This window comes from Akkermansia massiliensis, assembly GCF_018847375.1.
Taxonomy (GTDB): Bacteria; Verrucomicrobiota; Verrucomicrobiia; order Verrucomicrobiales; family Akkermansiaceae; genus Akkermansia; species Akkermansia massiliensis.
Genome location: NZ_CP072036.1, coordinates 1241232 through 1262323, shown reverse-complemented (window position 1 = coordinate 1262323; position 21092 = coordinate 1241232). Strand labels below are relative to the sequence as shown.

17 protein-coding genes are annotated in these 21092 nt (G+C 58.6%); 9 read left to right on the top strand and 8 right to left on the bottom strand.

The window, feature by feature from the left end; all coding sequences use genetic code 11:
* Positions 1–64: 64 nt before the first annotated feature.
* A complete protein-coding gene (locus J5W70_RS05260) occupies positions 65–1297 on the top strand; it encodes an MFS transporter (RefSeq protein WP_022396792.1) in 1233 nt (410 codons plus the stop codon).
* An 11-nt stretch (positions 1298–1308) separates the two neighbouring features.
* Here J5W70_RS05260 and J5W70_RS05255 read toward each other — a convergent pair whose 3' ends face one another.
* Complete coding sequence (locus tag J5W70_RS05255) at positions 1309–2226, bottom strand: LysR family transcriptional regulator (protein WP_022396793.1); 918 nt, start codon at positions 2224–2226, stop codon at positions 1309–1311.
* A gap of 129 nt (positions 2227–2355) precedes the next feature.
* On the opposite strand from J5W70_RS05255, the gene J5W70_RS05250 reads away from it, so the two are divergent.
* Entirely contained in the window at positions 2356–3471 is a 1116-nt protein-coding gene (locus J5W70_RS05250; protein ID WP_215832963.1) for an RtcB family protein, read from the top strand.
* A gap of 73 nt (positions 3472–3544) precedes the next feature.
* On the opposite strand, the gene J5W70_RS05245 is transcribed toward J5W70_RS05250, so the two are convergent.
* Complete coding sequence (locus J5W70_RS05245) at positions 3545–5737, bottom strand: M60 family metallopeptidase (RefSeq protein ID WP_022396795.1); 2193 nt, start codon at positions 5735–5737, stop codon at positions 3545–3547.
* A gap of 218 nt (positions 5738–5955) precedes the next feature.
* Here J5W70_RS05245 and J5W70_RS05240 point away from each other — a divergent pair, with 218 nt between their 5' ends.
* Together J5W70_RS05240 and msrB are read left to right on the top strand one after the other, a co-directional pair.
* Positions 5956–6456: a hypothetical protein gene (locus J5W70_RS05240; RefSeq protein WP_215832962.1), complete on the top strand. Its 501-nt coding sequence runs from the start codon at positions 5956–5958 to the stop codon at positions 6454–6456.
* A 130-nt stretch (positions 6457–6586) separates the two neighbouring features.
* Positions 6587–7714 (top strand): peptide-methionine (R)-S-oxide reductase MsrB, encoded by a 1128-nt coding sequence (gene msrB / locus J5W70_RS05235; protein WP_022396797.1) that lies wholly within the window; start codon positions 6587–6589, stop codon positions 7712–7714.
* A 622-nt stretch (positions 7715–8336) separates the two neighbouring features.
* On the opposite strand, the gene J5W70_RS05230 is transcribed toward msrB, so the two are convergent.
* Positions 8337–8786, bottom strand: a complete 450-nt coding sequence (locus J5W70_RS05230; protein ID WP_215837113.1) for a L,D-transpeptidase — start codon at positions 8784–8786, stop codon at positions 8337–8339.
* On the opposite strand from J5W70_RS05230, the gene J5W70_RS05225 reads away from it, so the two are divergent.
* On the top strand, positions 8779–9060 hold the full coding sequence (locus J5W70_RS05225; RefSeq protein WP_215837112.1) for a hypothetical protein: 282 nt from the start codon (positions 8779–8781) through the stop codon (positions 9058–9060). The genes J5W70_RS05230 and J5W70_RS05225 overlap by 8 nt on opposite strands.
* On the opposite strand, the gene J5W70_RS05220 is transcribed toward J5W70_RS05225, so the two are convergent.
* On the bottom strand, positions 9029–9367 hold the full coding sequence (locus tag J5W70_RS05220; RefSeq protein ID WP_022396799.1) for a DUF2752 domain-containing protein: 339 nt from the start codon (positions 9365–9367) through the stop codon (positions 9029–9031). The genes J5W70_RS05225 and J5W70_RS05220 overlap by 32 nt on opposite strands.
* A 71-nt stretch (positions 9368–9438) precedes the next feature.
* Positions 9439–9645 (bottom strand): hypothetical protein, encoded by a 207-nt coding sequence (locus J5W70_RS05215; protein ID WP_022396800.1) that lies wholly within the window; start codon positions 9643–9645, stop codon positions 9439–9441.
* 317 nt (positions 9646–9962) lie between these two features.
* Between J5W70_RS05215 and acnA the strand changes: the two genes are divergently transcribed.
* From acnA to J5W70_RS05200, 3 genes are all read left to right on the top strand, one after another.
* Complete coding sequence (gene acnA / locus J5W70_RS05210) at positions 9963–12716, top strand: aconitate hydratase AcnA (protein ID WP_215832961.1); 2754 nt, start codon at positions 9963–9965, stop codon at positions 12714–12716.
* 338 nt (positions 12717–13054) lie between these two features.
* Entirely contained in the window at positions 13055–13573 is a 519-nt protein-coding gene (locus J5W70_RS05205) for a peptidoglycan recognition protein family protein (protein WP_257228530.1), read from the top strand.
* A 76-nt stretch (positions 13574–13649) separates the two neighbouring features.
* A complete protein-coding gene (locus tag J5W70_RS05200; protein ID WP_022396803.1) occupies positions 13650–14522 on the top strand; it encodes an aldo/keto reductase in 873 nt (290 codons plus the stop codon).
* 27 nt (positions 14523–14549) lie between these two features.
* Here the strand turns inward: J5W70_RS05200 and J5W70_RS05195 are convergent, their stop codons facing one another.
* Positions 14550–15722: a hypothetical protein gene (locus J5W70_RS05195; RefSeq protein ID WP_022396804.1), complete on the bottom strand. Its 1173-nt coding sequence runs from the start codon at positions 15720–15722 to the stop codon at positions 14550–14552.
* A 333-nt stretch (positions 15723–16055) separates the two neighbouring features.
* Entirely contained in the window at positions 16056–18689 is a 2634-nt protein-coding gene (topB, locus tag J5W70_RS05190) for a DNA topoisomerase III (RefSeq protein ID WP_022396805.1), read from the bottom strand.
* Positions 18690–18927: 238 nt separating this feature from the next.
* On the opposite strand from topB, the gene J5W70_RS05185 reads away from it, so the two are divergent.
* A complete protein-coding gene (locus J5W70_RS05185; protein WP_102722226.1) occupies positions 18928–19365 on the top strand; it encodes a hypothetical protein in 438 nt (145 codons plus the stop codon).
* A 71-nt stretch (positions 19366–19436) separates the two neighbouring features.
* Here the strand turns inward: J5W70_RS05185 and cobA are convergent, their stop codons facing one another.
* On the bottom strand, positions 19437–21020 hold the full coding sequence (gene cobA / locus J5W70_RS05180; RefSeq protein WP_257228334.1) for a uroporphyrinogen-III C-methyltransferase: 1584 nt from the start codon (positions 21018–21020) through the stop codon (positions 19437–19439).
* Between the last annotated feature and the right edge of the window lie 72 nt (positions 21021–21092).

Here is a 21092-nt window from a genome sequence, read left to right as displayed (position 1 = left end):
GCAGGAACTGCGCCATGACACGTCAACCGTTTGAAACTTTTTCCGATGGCTGTACAACCCCTGCATGACCCGGACCAGAGATGAATTGGCGGCGGAAACCGCACCGCCCGTCAAAGTGCCTCTCTGGACGCGGGACTACATCCTGGCCTGCTGCGCCAACCTGATGATGGGGCTGGCCTTCTTCGAACTGGTGCCCGTTCTCCCACTGTACTTGACGGGGCAGTTGCAGGTTTCCTCCGGCTGGCTGGGCTGGATCATGTCCATTTACGTGCTGGCCGCCATCATTTCCCGCCCCTGGTTCGCGCACCGGGTGGATACCGGGGACCGCAAGAAGATTTACATCACGGTTTACATCCTGCTGGCCCTGTCCTTTTCAGGGTATGCCGTGGCCGCCACCGCCCTGGCGTTTTTCCTGACGCGCTTTGTGCAGGGCCTGATCTGGGGCGGCATGACCACCTCCGGTCCGACGATGGCCGTGGATATCATCCCCCCTTCCCGCCGCGGGGAGGGCCTGGGCTTTTTCGGCATGACGATGACGCTGGGCATGTGCCTAGGACCCGTCATCGGCCTCCAGATATACCAGCAGTACGGTTTTTACGTGATTACGTGGAGCTCCCTGGTCCTGTGCCTGGCTGGGGCGGGCATCGCCTCCCTCATCCGCGCCCCCAGGCGCCCCGTTCAGGAGTCCGTGTATGAAACGCCCAAAAAGGTGCTGGACCGCCTGGTGCTGCGCGTGGGCATTCCGCTGGCGGTGAATGTGATGATCGCCTCTTTCTCCTACGGCGTTGTGGCTGTGTATTCCGCCCTGTACGGGAAAATGTACGGTTTCAAGTATGCCGGGCTGTTTTATGCGCTGATGGGGCTGGGCATGCTGGTCTCCCGGTTCATGGTGGGCCGGCAGATCGACCGCGGGCGCGTGGCGGAACTTTCCGTCATCTCGCTGGGCATCCTGACTGTCAGCTTCGGCGCGCTGGCGTTTGCGCCGCTGGAATGGGTCTATTATACCTCCGCCATCCTCATCGGCTTCGGCTTCGGCATCTTCATCCCCACCTTCCAGACCATGAAGCTGAACATGGCGGACCGCGGCCACCGGGGCGCCGTCAATTCCACGTTTTTCACCGCCTTTGACATCGGGGTGGGCACGGGCATGTTTTTCGGGGGCAAGATTTACGCTTACCTGAACCTGAACTGGGCCTTCGGCGCAGGCGCGCTGCTGAATCTGCTGGCGATCGTGTACTTCTACCGCATTTCCCTGGACCACTACCGGAAGAACAAGCTTGGCGTGGATTCGGATTGATTTTCCTTCCGCTATTCCCGTTCCGGAGCGGAAAAAACGTCAATCACGCGCCGGGCGGAAGGCCTCACGCGCAGCAGGCGGGGATTCCAGGCCAGGGAAATACTGCGGGACAGCCTGTCCAGCGCAGGATGGGTGACCTTGACGAATCCCCCGCCCAGCTCCGCCTCCACCATGCAGGGGAGAACCGCCATGAACGCCCCGCTTTTCAGCATGCGCGCCGCAAACGGGAAGGACTGCGTTTCACACTGCACCCGCAGCCTGATGCCGAATTCCGCGCAATTCCGTTTCAGCGAGGCATGGAAGCCGGAACCGCTCCCCAGCGTAGCCAGGGGGAACATGCCCAGCAGGCGTGAAAAATCCTCCTCCCTTCCCCGCACCTTTTTTCCGGCCAGGGCCGCGGGCACGTACAGCGCATAATCCATGGAGCAAATGGCCCGGCTTTCCAGCCCTTCCGCCGCCAGCGCGCTGGTGCGCACGATGCCGAAGTCCACATCCATGTTCTGAAGCTTGAGGGGAATTTCACTGTTGCGGAGGTTCTCCAGCGCAAACAGCCACGGCAGGCCGCGCTGCTGGATGTCCGCAAGCACGGGAGCAACCACCCACGCGTGCAGGCTGTCTCCGGCGCCGATGGTGAACCGGTAGGGCAGGTTCCGGCTCCGGCTTTTGAAATCGTCCAGCAGGCACAGGCTTTCGCTGGCCAGTCGCACCAGTTCCCATCCGGACCTGGTAAGCGCCAGCACTTTCCCGCGGCGGGCCGCCAGCTCCACGCCGAAGAATTCCTCCAGTTCCTTGATCTGGCGGGAATACAGGCTTTGCCGTGCGCTGTCCCCGCGCGCGGCGGCGGCAATGCTCCCCGCCTTGGCCACTTCTATCAGGGTTTTCAGGCGGTCCAGGGACAGCCCCCGTTCTGCGAAAAGGTGCTCAAACATAACTTTAAAGTCATATTATATGAATACTTGCATAATGCAAGAGTCAGTAAATGCGCTATGGTAACGGAGTCACAGGGCGCAGCGCCGCTTTCCGCGGCCCCCGCCCTTCAACCAAAAGAAAATAAAACCATGATCACCATCGACGGAAAATACACGGAAGCCCGCGTGTTCACGGATGAACTGGAAGACCTGGCCCGCACCCAGATCAGGGACGTCTGCAACCACCCCGCCTTTGAAGGAAGCCGGGTGCGCATCATGCCGGACGTGCATGCCGGAGCCGGCTGCGTCATCGGCTTCACCGCTGAACTGAAAACGGACAAGGTGATTCCCAACCTGATCGGCGTGGACATCGGCTGCGGAGTGCTCACGGCCAGACTGCCCGGAATGCCGGATTTCTCCCGGTTTGACGAACGCCTGCGCGAACGCGTCCCGTTCGGCTGGAACACCCGTTCCGCCGTCCACCAGGCCCTGCTGGATGATCCGGAACTGGATGATGAAATCTCCCGCATCTGCGTGGATGTGCTGAGAACGGAGAAAGACAGGCACCGCCGTTCCGTGGGGTCCCTGGGCGGCGGCAACCACTTCATTGAAATAGCGCAGGGAACGGAAGACGCCTTTCTGTGCATCCACTCCGGTTCCCGCAACTTCGGCTTGAAGATTGCGGAGCGCTACCAGAAGATCGCCGTGGCCACTTGCCCGGACGCCTATCTCAAGGAACGCAAGAAAGGCCTTTGCTACCTGCAGGGAGAAGATACGCTGAACTACATGCGGGACATGAAGGTGGCCCAGCGCTTCGCCGCCCTGAACCGCCGCGTGATGCTGCATGAGCTGCTGGACGATGCCGCGGACCTGGAAATCTTCGACACCGTGCACAACTACATTGCGGAAGACAACGTCATCCGCAAGGGGGCCGTCCGGGCCGGACTTGGAGAAAAGCTCATCGTTCCCCTGAACATGCGGGACGGCTCCGTCATCTGCATTGGCAGGGGGAACGAGGAATTCAATTCCTCCTCCCCGCACGGCGCAGGCCGCAGCATGTCCCGCAAAAAGGCCAAAGCCAACCTTTCCCTGGAGGAATTCGAAGCTTCCATGCAGGGCATTTTCTCCACCTGCGTCTCCCGCGCTACGCTGGATGAAGCGCCGATGGCCTACAAGGATGGAGAAAGCGTGCTGGGCAACATCCATGAAACGGCGGAAATCGTGGAACGCATCAGGCCCGTGTACAACTTCAAGGCGCCCGAATAACAGGACGCCCCAACACCCGGCCCCTCCCGGAATAATTTCCCGGGAGGGGTCTTTCCTAATTTTCGGAACCAAGTCAGGAGCGCGTGGCGGAATAAATCAGCTTATAGGGTTCCGCAGTCTGAATCGGAATGGCGTACACCTTGGAGGTATCATTCCATTCCACGCCGGAAACGTCAAACTTCTGGCGGTCATAATAACCCACCACCTTTCCGTTGGTCACTACGCAGAAAGCGGCCGCATTCTCCCCATTCCGCACGATAATCATGCTGTCCTTTTTGGAGGCGCTCACGGACGGGCTGAGCTTCGCGTTCTGCTTGTATTTGGTCCAATACCCGTTGAGCTGGGAACCATGCAGGTTCTGTCCCCACAAATCGACCGTTTTCCCATGCTGGTGCAGGAAGGCGATGCGGAATTTCGGCTTGGGATACCGCCTGGCGGCGATCCGGGCCTTGGAGGCGCGGGCCATTTCCTCCGTCATCTTGAAGCTGTATTCCCCATACTGGTTCCCTTTGTGGTCAATCGGGACGAACCAATTGAAAATTTCAAAGTCATCAGTAAAGTCCGTCCTGCTGACATTGCAGATGCGTTCATACAGGGCCAGATGGGCCTCGGAAACCTCATACGCCTGCCTGGAAAGCGGCTTGCGGCGCAATGATTCAAACAGCGCAGGGTAAAATTCCGGGTTGATGCCCAGCTTATGGAAATACAGGTAGAAGGAATATTGGGCAAAACCCCACTTGGCCCAGCCGTTCAGATCATGGAACGGCAGCCCCTTTACCGCCTCTGACAGCAGGTACTTGCACGGGTTTTCCATGTCGGAGGCCAGTTCATTGCCGTTAATGGGGTTGGTCACCTGGTCCAGGATCAACTGGGCGAAGAAGTTATTGGAGCTTTCAGACATGCTGCGCCAGTTGAACGGATGCTGGTAGCAGTGGCCGACTTCATGCCCGAATCCCCAGAGGCGGTTCCCCTGAAGAACGCCGGGGGCGAGCACTTCATTTTTCAGCGTATTTCCCTGATCCCCGACGCTGTAGCCGCAGTAATACCAGGTGGCGAACATATGGGCTCCGCCTTCTACGGAAACTCCAAGCTGCCGGTTGTTATGCGGCTGGGGATATTTGTCAAAGCCCATGATTTTCCACATGGCCCTGACGCTCTCATCCCACACCCTGACGGATTTCGTGATGGAATCCGGGCTGTAAGCCTTCAGATATTCCGTGTGAAGGATCATCATGGAATACCGCCCCACGATGTCGAACATGCTGTGGGGGGCCTTGCCGATCATCCGCTTCCAGTCCTTGTCCGTGTGCCTCGTCACGTCAAAATATCCGTTCACCGTCCCGCTGCCCACGGGGATGTGCACCTTCACAGGCTTCTTGGGCGTGCTGATATCGGTGTGGTACATCACATAAAGCAATCCCGAACGGTTGATTTTGATTTTGTTTACTCCTTCATTCAGGGGATAGGTGGAAGATTCGATTCCCGCCGGGGAAACGGAAGCCAGCGCAATATCCTCTCCATGAGTGGGACCCACGAATACAAGGATTTCATCTCCTTTCTCCGCAGCAATTCCGGTGGGATTGTCAAATTTGTTCAGGGCGTTGATATTTCTCACCTTGGCGGCAAACTCCGGATGGCTGTAAGCCTTGTAGGACGCAATGCGGAATTCCTTGTCTTCATAGGCGCCGGATTTCACTTTCCGCGCAATGAGCTGCAAAAACTCCGGCAGCGCCTTGAGGTCTGCCAGGGTGCACCTGGGATTGATGGAGGAACAGCTCGTGTCTCTGAACACTTTCAGCAATTGCCGGTTGAGCGTGGATTCCGCCTTTTTGTAAAAACTGATCTCCCGTACGGTAAACGCCGGGGAAGCTCCTTCAGGGTAATCAACCTCCACCTTGATTTTTTGAACTTTCTGAAGAGGGTTTTTAAACCTGATCATTTTGGAGCCGCCTATATCAAACTTTCCAAGGTTCTTCCACGACGAGCCGGACATGGCGGACACGGAAACTTCATTGAAATTGGCTCCGGAAAAGGTGATGTAATGAATGGTGTCCGGCACTTCAAATACAAATTCCCCCTCCACATGCCGCGCTCCGGGAACATGCCAGTTGGCGGATTCCAGAGAACCGTCCACAGCCTGCTTTACGGAATGGCCTCCTGAGTAGGGGGACTGAGGGGAAGAAGCCTCCCTTACTTGAAGAGGGATGTCCTCCGGAACGTCCAGTGAAGGATATTTTTCCGCAAGGGACAAATTCGCGGCAAACATTAAAAAAATGAAAAATAAAAAAAACGGAGATAAAATCAGCTCTCTTTTCATAAATAGTACTGGGCCCTGATGATACTATACATGATTTCCAGCGTGCGTTTTTCATGTTATCCCTGTGATGGCGCAAAATCCCCTGATGCAAGGACGGGATTTTTCCTCTGCTCCACGGTCCAATTCTTTCATGGACCCCCACGGAACATTATGCCATGTTATCCTTCATGAACGGAAGACGGTCCCGTCATCAATCAGGAAACAAGCCGGGCAAATGGATTGCCGTCCTGGCCGTTCCCCTCTTTCTCCTGGGCACGGGACTGTTCTCCTTTTTGTGGAACGTTCCGCTGAATACGCTGAGAGCCGCTCATTCCGCCACAGCGCCTCCCGCAATTCTTATCAGGAAAGCTTCTTCCCCGGAAAATCATCCCATGGCCCTGGACTCCTCCTTCCTGGCCGGCATCCAGCCCTTCCTGGAACATTATGCGGGGTCCGTCAGCAATGCCGGGCGCCTTGACTTCACCACCCATGACCCGCAGGAAGTGGAAATACGGATGGACGGGCTCTCCATCGGCCTGAGCCCTTCCCTGGCGATTTTCAATTTCCACACCAGGTACGGGTTCAGCATGCAGACGAGCAGAAAACCGGACGCTGCCGACCGGGCGGTTTACCAGTGGCTGAAAAACATGATGCAACCGGAAGAGCCGGAGGAATCGGGGGGACGTTGACACAGGCATCGAACGGAACAGGCTCGGCGTTGTCTAATCCTTCATCTTCCCGGAAAAGCTGTGGAACGGCAGGTTCTTCAGCCAAGGGAGCAACTGCATCCGCACCGGAAGACGACCCCATACAGCGTTTATGAAACGTATTTACCACGGACCATGGACCCTGGCCGGACTGGCATGCGCCATTCTGGCCGCAGTAGCCATGCTTTCCCTGTTCTCCTGCGGAGAAAACGGACAGGCAGGCAACAAAAACAGACATCATATGGACAACAAGGATTTAAAAACGATTTATCTGGCAGGAGGCTGTTTCTGGGGAGTGGAAAAGTACTTCTCCCTGATTCACGGAGTCAAGGAAACGGAAGTGGGGTATGCCAACGGTTCCACTGCCTCCCCCACGTATGAGGAAGTCTGCAGCGGACGCACGGGCCACGCGGAAACGGTAAAAGTGGTATTTGATCCGGAAGAACTCAGCCTCCCGTTCCTGCTGGAACAATACTATTCCATCATTGATCCCGTTTCCGTCAACAAGCAGGGAAACGACAGGGGAGTTCAATACCGCACGGGCATTTATTATACGGATGAGAAGGACAAGCCGATTATAGAAGCCTCCCTGAAACGGCTCCAGCAGCACTTCAAACAGCCCGTGGCGATTGAAGTTCAACCGCTGCGTCAATTTTCACGGGCGGAAAAATACCACCAGCGCTATCTGGACAACAACCCCGGCGGCTACTGCCATATTCCGCCCGGCAAGTTCCAGGAGGCGGCCCAGGCCAGGGAAGCCGCTCCCGTCTACCGGAAAAAACCGGATGACGAGCTGCGCCGCAGCCTGACGCCCGAGCAATTTGCAGTTACGCGGAACAATGCGACGGAACCTCCCTTCCGCAACGAATATTTCAATAACGACAAGCCCGGCATTTATGTGGACGTTACGACGGGGGAACCCCTGTTTCTTTCCACGGACAAGTTTGATTCCGGCTGCGGCTGGCCCAGCTTCTCCCGGCCCATCAAGGAAGAACTGATTCAGGAAAAACAGGATCTTTCCCACGGCATGCGCCGTACGGAAGTCCGCAGCAAAACGGGGGACGCCCATCTGGGGCATGTCTTCACGGACGGCCCGAAGGACCGCGGCGGCCTGCGCTACTGCATCAACAGCGCTTCCCTGAAATTCATTCCTGAACAGGATATGGAAGCGCAGGGGTATGGAAAATACCTGCCCCAGCTTCGCCGGGAGGCAGCGGACAGAAAATCCGCGGAAAAGTAGCTCACGGAAAAAACGGAAGGCGAACCTCACCAATCCATCAATCCGTTAAAAATCAGGAGGACGAAGTGTGGCCGGATAAAGAACCGGCTCTCGGCTCCATGCAAGATTCCATGCGCACTTATGCCGTAAGACGGGAGACAGGAAACAAAGATGCTGGATGCGGCGTCCCATGCATAAGAGATTCCGGAAAGGGATAAAGTAGTACTCCGGAAGAAGATTCATGAGGGCTCCTTCCCGGGCCGCAGGCAGTCAATCAATTCCGGTACGCCTGCGTTTGAAAAAAGACACCCTCCATCCATGCCGCTGCCGATGAATGGAGAGTGGGCAATCGGCAGCAGGCCATGGAGGATTTGGGTTGTTGGGGCAATACGACTTGCAGCAAATGCCGTTTATCTTCATGCCGTTCATTGAAATAGCGACGGCCAGGCGCGTTTTGTGTTAAAAAAATGAGTTTTTTATTTTCAACGCTTTCATCCATCTATTGAAATCGTCCCGATTCTTTGACCATGAACATATCATAAAAATAAAAACCATTTTCTGCCAGTGCCGGATTCCCCTCACCTGCCACAAGAGGGAGGCAAGGAGCTCTTCTCCGCCAACGGTATCCGCCTTCTCCTCCGCGTCACTGCACGATCGTGACGGGAGTACCTACTTTAACGGTCTTGAAAAGCGGCACACAGGAGGAGCGGGTCATGCGGATGCATCCATGTGACTGGGGCGTCTGGAAAACGGGTCCCACGTGCATGCCGATGCCGCTGTCCGTCAGCCGCATGAAATAGGGCATGGAGGCATCATATAAGTTGGAGACGTGGTGCACCGCCTTTTCCGTAATGCGGAAATGGCCCACGGGCGTGCGGTGGGAAGCGGTCCCCAGACAGACGGGAAAATCCATGGCTACTTCATCCCCCACCATCAGCTGGCCCCTCTGGCTTCCGCGGCTGATCACCACCCGCGTATTGCCGGGAGTGGCTTTTTTCATAATGTCCTGGTTCATCCACTCGTCATGCACCTCCGTATAATCCACCCCGGCCACCACCACTCTCGTATTCGGCCCGTAAGAAGTCATGGGCATGGTCGTAGGCACGGTCAGGGGCACCATGCGCAAATTCTCTTCCTGCGGCCCTGAACAGGCTGCCAGCGCCAGCGCTCCCGCTGCCGCTCCTGCAATAATTGATAAGGTTTTTTTTGCGTTCATCATCTTTAACCCTTTCAGAGGATTGGACAATGCCGCGAACTTATTTTCAATGTTTCATGACGCACTCTATCAAAATTCCGGCATGCACGCAAAAGGCGGAAACCGGAAAAAAGCGGCCGTCACGACAGCGGAATATTGCGCGCCACGGTAAACAGGGCAAGTACGGCCACGCCGGCGGTCAGCACCCTCAGGAATACGGTCTTGTCCCTGATGAAAAACAGCGTTCCCAGCCAGATGAGCGTGGGAACCAGCAGCACGTTGTACCGCAGGGAATCAAGCCAATGGCCATGAAGCAGGGCATGCAGGGCCCTGGTGGAACCGCAGCCGTAGCAAAGATAACCCGTGGTTTTATAGAAAAGGCACTCCGGCAGCCAGCCGGACCGGGAAGGGTCATCCACCAGCAGGAGCACCGCGCATGCCGCAGCCAGCAGCGCCAGATACAGGAAAAACAGTTTCATTCCATGAAAAAGGCCTGCGGATCTTCGGTTCTCCGCAAGCCTTGGATTCACGAGCCTGGTGAAGCCTTTTATCAGTTGCGCCAGGCAGTCCAGCCGCCGACCAGCATCAGGACGATGCTGAGAATCACGGCAATAAGGCTCATCGTCTTGCCGTTGCTCTTGTCGGGGTATTTGTTGAGGCCTATGATGCCCAGAATGAGGCCTACGAGGCTGCATAAAACGGCAAAGACGAGGGCACAAATGGCAAGCGTATTGTTTGGTCTTTCTAACTCAGACATATTCTTTAATCCAGTTTGATTTTTATTGGGGTGCGCATAGCAGGATGCCAGACGCAAATCCTTGCCATCTAAACAAAATGCCGTGCTTCTACAAGTTTTTCCTGGTTCTGTTGTCAGTTCCTGCGCGTCTTACAGGCAAAAACGCCGGAAAAAACCGGCAGCACGCGTGCAAAAAGGAATTTCCACGCTTGCGGGAGAGGGGGAAAAATCCTCCCCCCGTCACACAGAGTCCTTGCCTTATCATATTTGGCCTGTATAGTACCCGCGACTGCCAGGAGGGCAGCCGCCTGTTTACAGTTAACCCTCTATTCCGCATCATGACCAAGATTGCCAAGAGCACGTTCACCACGGGAACCGGAACCCCGGGACAGTTTTATTCACTGCCAGCCCTGTCGGAAAACGGCTATCCCCGCCTGAACCGTCTTCCCGTTTCCATCCGGATCGTTCTGGAATCCCTGCTCCGCAATTGCGACGGCCTGAAGGTAACGGAAAAGGATGTGGACAACCTGGCCTCCTGGAACGCCAAAAATCCCGGTTCCTATGAAATCCCGTTTACGGTGGCCCGCATCGTCCTCCAGGACCTGACGGGCGTTCCGCTGCTGGTGGACCTGGCCGCCATGCGCTCCGCCGTGGCCGGACTGGGAAAAGACGCTTCCGTCATTGAACCGCTGGTTCCCGTGGACCTGGTGGTGGACCACTCCGTCCAGGTGGACTGGGCAGGCCGCACGGACGCCCTGGAAAAGAACCTCGACATCGAGTTCCAGCGCAATGCGGAACGCTACGAATTCCTCAAATGGGGCCAGCAGGCTTTCCAGACCTTTTCCGTAGTGCCCCCTTCCGTGGGCATTGTCCACCAGGTGAATCTGGAATACCTGGCGCAGGGCGTCATGGAAAAGGACGGCGTTTATTTCCCGGACACCCTGGTAGGGACGGACTCCCACACCACGATGATCAACGGCATCGGCGTCGTGGGCTGGGGCGTGGGCGGCATTGAGGCGGAAGCCGGCATGCTCGGCCAGCCGGTCACCTTCCTGGTGCCGGAAGTAGTGGGCGTCCACATGACGGGGGAACTCCGTGAAGGAGTGACCGCCACGGACCTGGCGCTCCATGTCACCCAGATGCTGCGCAGCCACGGCGTGGTAGGCAAATTTGTGGAATTCTTCGGGGAAGGAGCGGCGGCCCTCCCGCTGGCGGACCGCGCCACCGTAGCGAACATGGCCCCGGAATACGGCGCCACCATGGGCTTCTTCCCCATGGACGAACGCTGCTCCGACTACCTGCGCCAGACAGGCAGGAGCGAGGAAGCCATCGCCACGTACGAAAACTACTTCAAGGCCCAGGACCTGTGGGGAATGCCCCGCAATGGAGAACTGGACTACACGGTTCAGCTGGAACTGGACCTGTCCACCGTGGAACCCGCCGTTTCCGGACCCAGGCGCCCGCAGGACCACATCCGCCTGGCCTCCATCAAGGACAGCTTCCGCAAGCTCGCCGGCATGCCCGCGGCGGAAGGCGGTTACGGCAAAAAGGAATCCCCGGCGGTGAAGGTCACCATGCACTCTCCGGCTGGCGTTCCCGTTCCGGTGGAAGGCTTCAGCCAGGAGGCGGAATTGAAAGACGGCAGCATCCTCATTGCCGCCATCACCTCCTGCACCAACACCTCCAATCCGGGCCTGATGCTCGCCGCCGGGCTGCTCGCCAAAAAAGCGGTCGCGCTGGGCCTGCAAGTGCCGCCGCACGTAAAAACGTCCATTGCGCCGGGCTCCCGCATCGCTTCAGACTACTTTGCGGCCAACCAGCTCCAGGAATCCCTGGACGCCCTGGGCTTTGAAACCGTCGGCTACGGCTGCACCACCTGCATCGGCAACTCCGGACCGCTGAATCCGGAACTGGAACAGGCGGTCAGGAACAATGACATCGTGGCCGCCTCCGTCCTCTCCGGCAACCGCAACTTTGAAGCGCGCATTCATCCTTCCATCAAAACCAACTTCCTGATGTCCCCTCCGCTGGTCGTCGCCTTCGCGCTGGCCGGACGCGTGGACATCGACTTCCAGACGGAACCGCTGGGCACGGACCGCAGCGGGAAGCCCGTCTTCCTGAAAGACCTCTGGCCCAGCTCCGGGGAAATCGCGGAAGCCGTCGCCAAATCCCGCAATCCGGAAGCGTACCGGGAACTATACACCATCACGCCGGACAAAAATCCGCGCTGGGCCGCCGTGTATGCGCCGGAGGGCTCCGTCTTCCAGTGGAATGAAAACTCCACCTACATCCAGGACCCGCCCTTCTTCTGCGGCTTCAACGGCCAGCCCCGCACGCTGGCGGACATCCGGGACGCCCGCCCCCTGGGCATCTTTGGCGACTCCGTGACTACGGACCATATCTCCCCCGCCGGAGCCATCCGGGAAACGGGCCCCGCCGGGCTGTACCTGCAAGGCATGGGGGTGGACAGAAAAGACTTCAACTCCTTCGGCTCCCGCCGCGGCAACGACCGCGTGATGGCCCGCGGCACCTTCGCCAACGTCCGCATCAAAAACCTGATGGTGGACGGCACGGAAGGCGGCTATACGCTGTACTTCGGCAACCGCTCCATTCCCGCCCCGGACAAGAAAATAACCTCTGCCGCCGGAGCCCCCGCCTTCATCTATGATGCAGCCATGGCCTACGCGCAGGACGGTGTTCCGCTCATCGTCATCGGCGGAGAAGACTACGGCATGGGCTCCTCCCGCGACTGGGCGGCCAAGGGCACGAACCTGCTGGGCGTCAAGGCCGTCATCACCAAGAGCTTTGAACGCATCCACCGTTCCAACCTCATCGGCATGGGCGTGCTGCCCCTCAACTTCGCCGACAAGGCGGACTACGACCGCATCGCCCCGTTGAAGGACGCCACCTTCTCCATCCTGGGGCTGGACAACGGCATCGCCCCGCGCCAGCAGGTCACGCTGCGCGTGCAGCCCGCAAACGCGGAGGCGTTTGACGTGCCCGTCATCGTCCGCATTGATACGCCCATTGAAAAGGAATACTACCTGGCGGGCGGCATCCTGCAATACGTCCTCACTCAAATCCTCAAATAACGCGGCTTGGCCGGGCTTTTCCGGCGCCGCATCCTTTCCAGGCGGGCCGCCCTTCCCCCCGAAGGCGCGGCCCGTCTGGCGCCTTCCTCTCCGGGAGCACCCGCAGCTCCATGACACGGCTTGATTAGTTCACTTGAACTAATTCCAAATTCTGCTTGCAATCCTTCCGGGCTGTTTCTAGAACAAACACATGGAATATAGATCTGTCTGGACGGGCTTTCTTGCCGTATTCGCCGCCCTGGCGTTCTGCAGCTGCTCGCAGAACGATAAAATGAGACCGCCGGCCGTCTCCTTCAAAATTCAAAAAGCCCCGGTAGTCCCCCCGCACGTCCAACCAGATGGGCCGTGAGGTGGGCATCCGCGTCTCCTACATGCCCAAAAGCACGTATGCCCGCAGGCATGCGGCCTCCATGCGCCCCCGCTTCATCACCATCCACAGCACCGCCAACCCCAAGGGAGACGCCAACGCCCATTCCCGCTACCTGAACAGTGGCAAATCCCGCAGCCTGAACTGGCACTTCACGGTGGACCAGTTCGGCGCGTACCAGCACATTCCCACGACGGAAACGGGCCACCATGCGGACCACTCCGGCCCGGGCGACCAATACTCCGTAGCCATTGAAATGTGCGAATGCACCACGCACAATCCCGTCGTCATCTACAACAAGACAGCCAAGCTGGCGGCCCTGCTGATGATGCGCTACAACGTCCCCCTGCGCAACGTGGTGCCCCACAACTACTGGTCCGGCAAGAACTGCCCCGCCCCGCTGATGACCAACGGCCGCCCCGGCTATAAATGGAGCTGGTTCATCTCCCGCGTGGACTATTACTACCGCTGCCTCCAGGCCGGGAAATAATCCCTCCCCCTTTCTGCCGCGCATGCCGCACTCATGACAAGGCGTTCTCTTTACCGTTTCCGGCGGAGGGTGCTTCATGAAGAGTATGAAAATCATCACTTCCCCCGGAGATACGCAGCGGCTGAGCAACGGCCTCCCCATTCCCGGCATCGGTTACGGAACCTACCTGGCCCCGGACGACACGTCGGGAACCCGGAGCATTCTTGACGCGCTGGAAGCAGGCTACCGCCTCATTGACACAGCCAGCGTATACGGCAATGAAAAAACGGTGGGACGCGCCGTCAGGGAAAGCTCCATTCCGCGGGAGGAAATCTTCATCACCAGCAAAGTCTGGAACACGGACCAGGGTTATGAAAGCACCCTGAGCGCTTTTGACGCCTCCCTGAACCGCCTCGAAACGGATTATCTGGACCTGTACCTGATCCACTGGCCCATCCCCGCCGGATATGAGAAGGACTACAAAGAGCTGAACAGGGAAACCTGGAAAGCTATGGAGCGCCTTTACAAGGAGGGCCAGGCAAGGGCCATCGGCGTCAGCAACTTCCTTCCCCGCCATTTGGAAGCCCTGATGGAACAAGCCGATACCATCCCCATGGTGAACCAGCTGGAAATCAATCCCAGGTACCACCAGACGGAAGCGGTCGCCTTCTGCCGGGAACACGGCATTCTGGTGGAATCATGGGGCCCCCTGGCCCGCGGAGGCGTCCTGGAGGAACCCGTCCTGCGCCGCATCGCGGACAAGCATAAAAAATCCGTAGCCCAGATATGCCTCCGCTGGGAACTCCAGCGCGGCATCGTGCCCCTCCCCAAATCCGTGCATGCGGACAGAATCAAAGCCAACCTGGACATTTTCGGCTTCTCCCTGGACGGAGAAGACATGGCCCTTATTGACACGCTGGACGCCCCCGGGCACTACTCCATTCACCCGGACCATCTTTCCGAGGAGTAATCTTTCCAGAAAAGATTCAAGGACGGACTATTCTCTCCGCTTCCTGGCGGATTCCACCAGGCGTTGACGAGCTTCCTGCCTGGCACGGAATGCCTGTTCGCGTTTTCTTTCCTCCGCCAGCGCCGCTTTCTTTTCGGAATCACGGAGTTTCCCGTAAAGCAGCGGGTTCATGGCGGCCTCGTCCTCCGGGCCTTCATGGTGGTACACGGGCAGCCCGTCCGCAGCCAGCGCCACATGGCAGTAACGGCCGTCCTCCCTGGAGTCCCGGCCTTTTTTATCCAGACGGGAAAGAATCACGGCATACCCCAGCCCCGGAGCGTTCATCAGCTTCCGCTGGTCGTCAAACAGGGCGGCAACGCGCATGTTGTCGTAGTCCAGCTTCATGATGCCGCAGACCATTTTGCCCTCCGTATTCCAGTACATCACCAGCTTCTTTTTTCCCAGGGAATTGGGCTTGCACGTTTCATAGGCTCCCTTGACGGGGCGGCTTTCCATGGACAGGGAGTAGTCCGCATTGCTGTAGGATTTTGTCTCCCTTGCGGCGAGTCGTTCGCCCGGAGGAAGCAGGGAGGAAACGGGAGCGCGCATTTCCGTCCGTTCCTCAGGCATGTACTTGGAGGGAATGAGCAGTCCTTTTCCGGTATCGTAATAGGCGTAAAGGCTTCCCTGGTCCAGAACCATGTCAAAGTTTTTCTGCCCCCTCCCGCTTTCCGGGCGCGCCTGCGGGCGGCAGTATTCCTGAATTCGGAACGGAGGGCCCTTGATGGCGGAAAGGGAGGTGGTACAGACCAGCCCGTCCACCTTCCTGGTTCCCGTCAAGGTTCTGGTGGGGTTTTTCCGGGCCGCTTCATTATACCGGGGAGTGATGTCTTTTTCCACCGGCGTCCACGTTGTTTTTTCCAGCTCCTTCATCAGGAACGGCCAGAGCATCGCGGCCAGCTTCAGGTCCCGGCGCGCCGCCGTGCCCGTCAGGGAAGCCGCCAGCGCCGCGTCTTCCTCATCCAGGCGGTTCAGCGGAATTTCCACACGTTTCCGCCCCGTTTTAAGCGCCAATCTGGAACCCGTGCAGGATTGAAAACTGCCTTTTACCACGTCTCCGAGCTTGGATATCCATTCCCGTTCGCCCGGAAAGGCATATTCATCAGCCGGCGCACAAACCGCGCCGCACCATACCAGCACAGCAAGCAGAAGGAGTTTCATCGTCAGGGACACAGGGTTGCAACTGCAACCCTAACAACAGGGCCGGCCGGATAAAAGCTTTTAATTGACCGCCGCTGCATCGGGAACCCGGAACAAGAAAGGAGAAAACGGCCTCATCACATGTCATCCGGAGGCCATGCAGGGCCGATAAGGGCCGGAAGGCCCTTTTTCCCGGGCGGGAGACCGTGACAAACCGGGGGGGAATTGGAAGAAGCAGGGGAAACTGAATTTGGCTTACCCGGGAGTGAGGGTCTCCCGCCCCTCATCATTCCCGCCAACCAGGGGCCTCATGCCTCCCTGACCGCGCATCCGGAGAAAATCCTCGGACCGCAGTTATTGCTTCTTCCCTTTTTTAGGAGCCGCCTCTGCCGTTTTAGCGCTTCTTCCCGCGCCTTTCCCGGCAGTTTTGGGCGTCCTGGCCGTTTTGGAAGCCGAAGCTTTTTCCTTGTCTTCCGACTTGGCCGCAGCTTTTTTAGCCGGATATTTCTTTTCCCGGGGCGGGAATTCAAAGCCGATCTTGCCCGTCTTCGCATTGAAGACCAGATAAGCGTCAAACGGGCGCTTGGTGCGCTGGGAGATGAAGCCCTTCATCAGGTCGGACTTTCCTTTCGCCAGAATCTTCAACACCTGGTCCAGCGGGATTTCACGGCCCAGGATGGTGCGGGAAACGGAGACGGCGGCATTTTCCTTTCCAATGGCCAGGGAAGGGACTTTCCAGGCCTTGGCCGTTTCCATCACATCGTGTTCCCCCATGTCCGGGATGGTGACGGAGGCCACTTTCACGGCTTCCTCCGTCCCGGCGGCTTCGTCCTCCTCCCGTGCCGGGAAGTAGAGCGTGGCGCGGAACTTGTCGTTGAGCTCCAGCCCCGCTTCAAAGGGTTTGCCGAACCGGGAGGTGAATCCGTGGAGGATTCCCGTCTTGCCGTCCACAATGAGGGTTTTCAGCTCTTCATCCGTCATGTCGCGGCCGGAGATGACCTTGCGGATGCTGAACTTGCAGGAACGGCAGGAAACGGCGTCCAGCGTGTTTTTCAGGCCGTGGGCATGGCAGGACGGGCAGTCCAGTTCCATTTCCGGCAGTTCCACCTGCTGCTGGGCTTCCCGGAAGTCTTTCACCCTCTTCACGATTTCCCCGGTCAGAGTCTTGATGCCTTCCATGAAGGAGTCCCTCGGCAGGGCGGCCTGCTCCATCTGCTTGAGCTTGTATTCCCATTCCCCGGTGAGGCTGGGGGAGGTAAGCGTTTTCAGCCCGATGCGTTCCAGCAGGGCGATCAGTTCAATCCCGCGGCGCGTCGCCAGAAGCTCGCGGCCGTCACGGACAATGTATTCCTGGGAAATCAGGCCTTCAATGATGGAGGCGCGGGTGGCGGGGGTGCCCAGGCCGCGTTCGCTCATGGCGGCGGCCAGTTCTTCGTCATGCACCAGCTTTCCGGCGCCTTCCATGGCGGCCAGCAGCGTGGCTTCATTATACCGTGCGGGCGGCTTGGTCATGGCGTTGCGGATTTCAATTTCACGCACGGCAGCCTGTTCCCCGTCATGGACGGGCACCAGCTCTTCCTTGGAGGAACTGCCCGCCTTGCGTCCGTAGACGGCCTGCCAGCCCGGTTCCACCAGCACGCGCCCCGTGGTGAGGAAGGCGTCCGTCACGCCGCCCTGGTGGGCAATGAGCGTGGTTCTGCGCGTGTCCTCAAACACGGCGGGGGGGAAAAAGACGGCCAGGAAGCGGGCCATGACCATTTCAAAGAGTTTCTGCGCGTCTCCGGTGAGCTTTTCCATCTTGCCGGTCGGGATGATGGCGAAGTGGTCGCTTACCTTTTTCGTGTCAAACACGCGCCGGTTGGGCTTGATGCGCTTGTTGTCCAGGATGTCCTTCGCAAAAGTGGCGAATTCCGGGTCCTGTTCCGCCACCGTGCCCACGATGCCGTAAACCTTGCCCAGATAGTCCTCCGGCAGGTAGCGGGAGTCCGTACGGGGATAGGTGAGCACCTTGTGCTTTTCATAGCACTCCTGGGCCAGCTGCAGCGTGCGCTTGGCGGAAAAGCCGTAGCGGTTGGCGGCTTCCCTCTGGAGGGAGGTCAGGTCATACAACAGCGGGGCGATGGTTGTGACGGGTTTCTTTTCCTCCGTCACCGTGCCGGATTTGCCGCGGCAGCGGTCGCGGATGACGGTCGCCTGTTCCGGGTCCCAGATGCGTTCCGCGCGGGACTGCGGGTTGTCGTCCTTTTTCCAGTCCCGGTCAATCCAGCGGCCGGAGTAGGAGCCGGACTGCACGCCGAATTCCGCCCACACTTCCGAATAGGGCACCGGTTCAAACGCCTGGATTTCCAGTTCCCTCTGCGTCAGAATAGCCAGCGTGGGAGTCTGCACGCGTCCGGCGGGGGTGACGTTGAAGCCTCCGCGGGATTGCAGGATGGTAAGGGCGCGGGTGCTGTTCAGGCCCACCAGCCAGTCTGATTCGGAACGGCACACGGCGGCGTTCGTCAGGGGCTGCATGTCGGTCTCGCTCCGCATGCTGTGCCACGCATTCAGGATGGCTTCATCCGTCATGGACTGCATCCACAGGCGGCGCGCAGGCTTGGTCCATTTTCCGTAACGCACCAGGTTGTGGAAAATGAGCTCTCCTTCGCGCCCGGCATCGCATGCGTTGACGATTTCCGTCACGTCCTTGCTTTTGGCGAGCTGGAGAACCTTTTTCAGGCGGTCTTCCGACTGCTTGATGGGTTCCAGTTCAAACGTCCTGGGGATGACGGGCAGATAGTCGAACTTCCATGGCAGGGACTTGCCGCCCTCCGTCATGGGCTTCTTCTGTTCCAGCAGGTGGCCCACGGCGGACGTGATGATGGCCCGGTCATTCTGGTAAAACGCGCCGGATTTGTCCCGGGTGAATTTCCCAAGCTCCTTGCCGAGGACTCTCGCCAGATCAGTGGCGACGCTCGGCTTTTCTGCTATAATTAACGTTTTGGACATATCGGCGGCTCGGAAAAATAGAAGTGGTAAACAGTGGCGGCAACCTTTCCCGCATCTGCGGCGCGTTGCATTTGGAGGTGAATTCCTACTCCCCTACCCCCCATGCTTGTCAATAACCAATTATGTATTTACGGGAAAAGCGAGCTTTTATGTCAGAATAACGGATTTTCCCGCCTCCATTTTCCGGAAAAGCCGCGCTGGCACCTTGCCAGCCATCTTACGCCATGCTATTTGTGGGATGATGAAAACGAGCCTTCCTTTCGTCCTGCTTCCCGCCTGCCTCGCGCTGCTGGGGGCCTGTTCCCCCACGCCGTCCGACCGCATCGCGAAGAATATGCAGGCCTATGAACAGCTTCCGAAGGAGCAGCAGGCCAAAGTGGCGCGCGGAGAGCTGGAAAAGGGCATGTCCCCCATGGCGGTCCTGCTGGCATGGGGGGAACCTGAACAGAAGATGGCAGGCCGGATGAACGGGAAGAATACGGAACGGTGGATTTACACGCGGAGCGGCACGGGCTGGTCCGTGGGCCTGGGCGGAGGCGGATTCCGCAGCAGGGATTCCGGGGTAGGCACCGGGATAGGCGTCACGATGCCCCTGGGCAGCCGTCCGCCCGTTTCCTATAATGTCCTGTTTGAAAATGGAAAGGTCATCGGCTGGGAAGCCGTCAATGGCTTTTAAACGGCATTTCCCCGGATAACGCTTTTCCATCCGTTCCGCCCCGGCATCTCCCGCGGGGCGCACCGTTTTTCCTATTTGCCGGCGGCCTTGACGATGGCCTCCACCAGGCCGTTGATGTCGTGCGTTTTCGCGGTAATCGAGGGTGCGCGCCCCAGCTCCTTGAGGGTTGCCGTGGTCACGGGCCCGATGCTGGCGGCCTTGCAGCCGTCCGGCCATGGAAGCCCCAGCTTGAAAAAGTTTTCCGCCGTGGAGGAGCTGGTGAACGTCACGATATCCGCCCCCCGCTCCCGGAAAGCCGCCTGGGCTCCCGCCACGTCCTCCGTTTCCGCTTCCGTCCTGTAGGCGATGCATTCGTCCACAATAGCTCCCAGAGCGGTCAGGCCGTCGTAAATCACGCGCCGCGCTTCCTCCCCGCGCACCCACAGGAACGTGCTGTGCTCAATGGTTCCGATTTCCTCGCGGGCGTCCTTGAAGGCCTTGACGAGTCCTTCCGCCACGAATTTTTTAGGCATGATATCCACGGCCAGCCCATATTCCCGGAGCTTCGCCTCCGTTCCGGGCCCGATGGCCGCAATCCTGGCGCCTCCGATGCTCCGGATGTCCTGGTACACGGCAAAAAACGCCTGGAAGAAGCGTTCCACCCCGTTGGGGCTGGAGAACACCAGCCAGTCATAGGTATGGGCGTGCACCACGCCTTCCGCAAATTCCCGCTTGTTGGAGGGGGGTGCCATGCGGATAGTGGGCATTTCCAGCACTTCCGCACCCAGACGGCGCAGGCGCACGCTCAATTCCCCGGCCTGGGCGCGGGTGCGCGTCACCACGATGCGCTTGCCGAACAGGGGCAGTTTTTCAAACCAGTCCAGGCTGTCGCGTTCCTTCACCACATCCCCGATCACGACCACCGCAGGGGCGCCCAGCCCGGCCTTTTGAACCTTGGCGGGCAGCGTCCGGACAGTGCCCGTGACCGTGCGCTGAATGCCCGTGGTGGCCCACTGGATGGCGGCGGCCGGCGTGGACGGCTCCTGCCCGTATCCGGTCAGGGCTTCGCAGACGTCCGCCAGCTTCTGCATGCCCATCAGCATGATTTTCGTGCCCTGCGCTCCGGCGATTCCTTTCAGGTCCAGGGAAGATTCCTTCTTGTTCACGTCTTCATGGCCCGTGAATACGGTAAATTGCGTGCAGTACTTGCGGTGCGTCACCGGAATGCCCGCATAGGCCGGCCCCGCAATGGCGGAGGTAATGCCCGGAATGACTTCAAACGGCACGCCCGCTTCATGCAGGGCGTCCGCTTCCTCCCCCCCGCGCCCGAAGACGTAGGGATCGCCGCCTTTCAGGCGCACCACTTTTTTCCCGGCGCGTCCCAGCTTGACCAGCAGGGCATTGATTTCCTCCTGCGGCAGGGCGTGGCGGGAAGCCCGCTTGCCCACAAAAATCCTTTCACAGGCGGCAGGAGCCCAGTTCAACAGTTCCGCCGAGCTCAGCGCATCATATACCAGCACTTCCGCCGCTTCCACCAGTTCCCGCCCGCGGACGGTCATCAGGCCGGGATCCCCCGGACCCGCTCCAAGCAAATAAACAATACCCTGTTGCATGCTGTCATTCAACTCCATCACCCGCTTTTTGGCGACAATAAACCCCGCCATGCCCGGATTCATTCCATTGATGGCAGAATTGTCACAAGACATCCACAAAAGATTCTTGTTTTTTGAATAAATACAATTATCACG

What these genes read in the sequence shown, in the direction of transcription:
- J5W70_RS05260 (WP_022396792.1), top strand. Translation starts at nt 65, where the DNA reads ATGACCCGGACCAGAGATGAATTGGCGGCGGAAACCGCACCGCCCGTC.
- J5W70_RS05255 (WP_022396793.1), bottom strand. Translation starts at nt 2,226, where the DNA reads ATGTTTGAGCACCTTTTCGCAGAACGGGGGCTGTCCCTGGACCGCCTG.
- J5W70_RS05250 (WP_215832963.1), top strand. Translation starts at nt 2,356, where the DNA reads ATGATCACCATCGACGGAAAATACACGGAAGCCCGCGTGTTCACGGAT.
- J5W70_RS05245 (WP_022396795.1), bottom strand. Translation starts at nt 5,737, where the DNA reads ATGTTTGCCGCGAATTTGTCCCTTGCGGAAAAATATCCTTCACTGGAC.
- J5W70_RS05240 (WP_215832962.1), top strand. Translation starts at nt 5,956, where the DNA reads ATGAACGGAAGACGGTCCCGTCATCAATCAGGAAACAAGCCGGGCAAA.
- msrB (WP_022396797.1), top strand. Translation starts at nt 6,587, where the DNA reads ATGAAACGTATTTACCACGGACCATGGACCCTGGCCGGACTGGCATGC.
- J5W70_RS05225 (WP_215837112.1), top strand. Translation starts at nt 8,779, where the DNA reads ATGGGCATGGTCGTAGGCACGGTCAGGGGCACCATGCGCAAATTCTCT.
- J5W70_RS05230 (WP_215837113.1), bottom strand. Translation starts at nt 8,786, where the DNA reads ATGCCCATGACTTCTTACGGGCCGAATACGAGAGTGGTGGTGGCCGGG.
- J5W70_RS05220 (WP_022396799.1), bottom strand. Translation starts at nt 9,367, where the DNA reads ATGAAACTGTTTTTCCTGTATCTGGCGCTGCTGGCTGCGGCATGCGCG.
- J5W70_RS05215 (WP_022396800.1), bottom strand. Translation starts at nt 9,645, where the DNA reads ATGTCTGAGTTAGAAAGACCAAACAATACGCTTGCCATTTGTGCCCTC.
- acnA (WP_215832961.1), top strand. Translation starts at nt 9,963, where the DNA reads ATGACCAAGATTGCCAAGAGCACGTTCACCACGGGAACCGGAACCCCG.
- J5W70_RS05205 (WP_257228530.1), top strand. Translation starts at nt 13,055, where the DNA reads ATGGGCCGTGAGGTGGGCATCCGCGTCTCCTACATGCCCAAAAGCACG.
- J5W70_RS05200 (WP_022396803.1), top strand. Translation starts at nt 13,650, where the DNA reads ATGAAGAGTATGAAAATCATCACTTCCCCCGGAGATACGCAGCGGCTG.
- J5W70_RS05195 (WP_022396804.1), bottom strand. Translation starts at nt 15,722, where the DNA reads ATGAAACTCCTTCTGCTTGCTGTGCTGGTATGGTGCGGCGCGGTTTGT.
- topB (WP_022396805.1), bottom strand. Translation starts at nt 18,689, where the DNA reads ATGTCCAAAACGTTAATTATAGCAGAAAAGCCGAGCGTCGCCACTGAT.
- J5W70_RS05185 (WP_102722226.1), top strand. Translation starts at nt 18,928, where the DNA reads ATGATGAAAACGAGCCTTCCTTTCGTCCTGCTTCCCGCCTGCCTCGCG.
- cobA (WP_257228334.1), bottom strand. Translation starts at nt 21,020, where the DNA reads ATGAATCCGGGCATGGCGGGGTTTATTGTCGCCAAAAAGCGGGTGATG.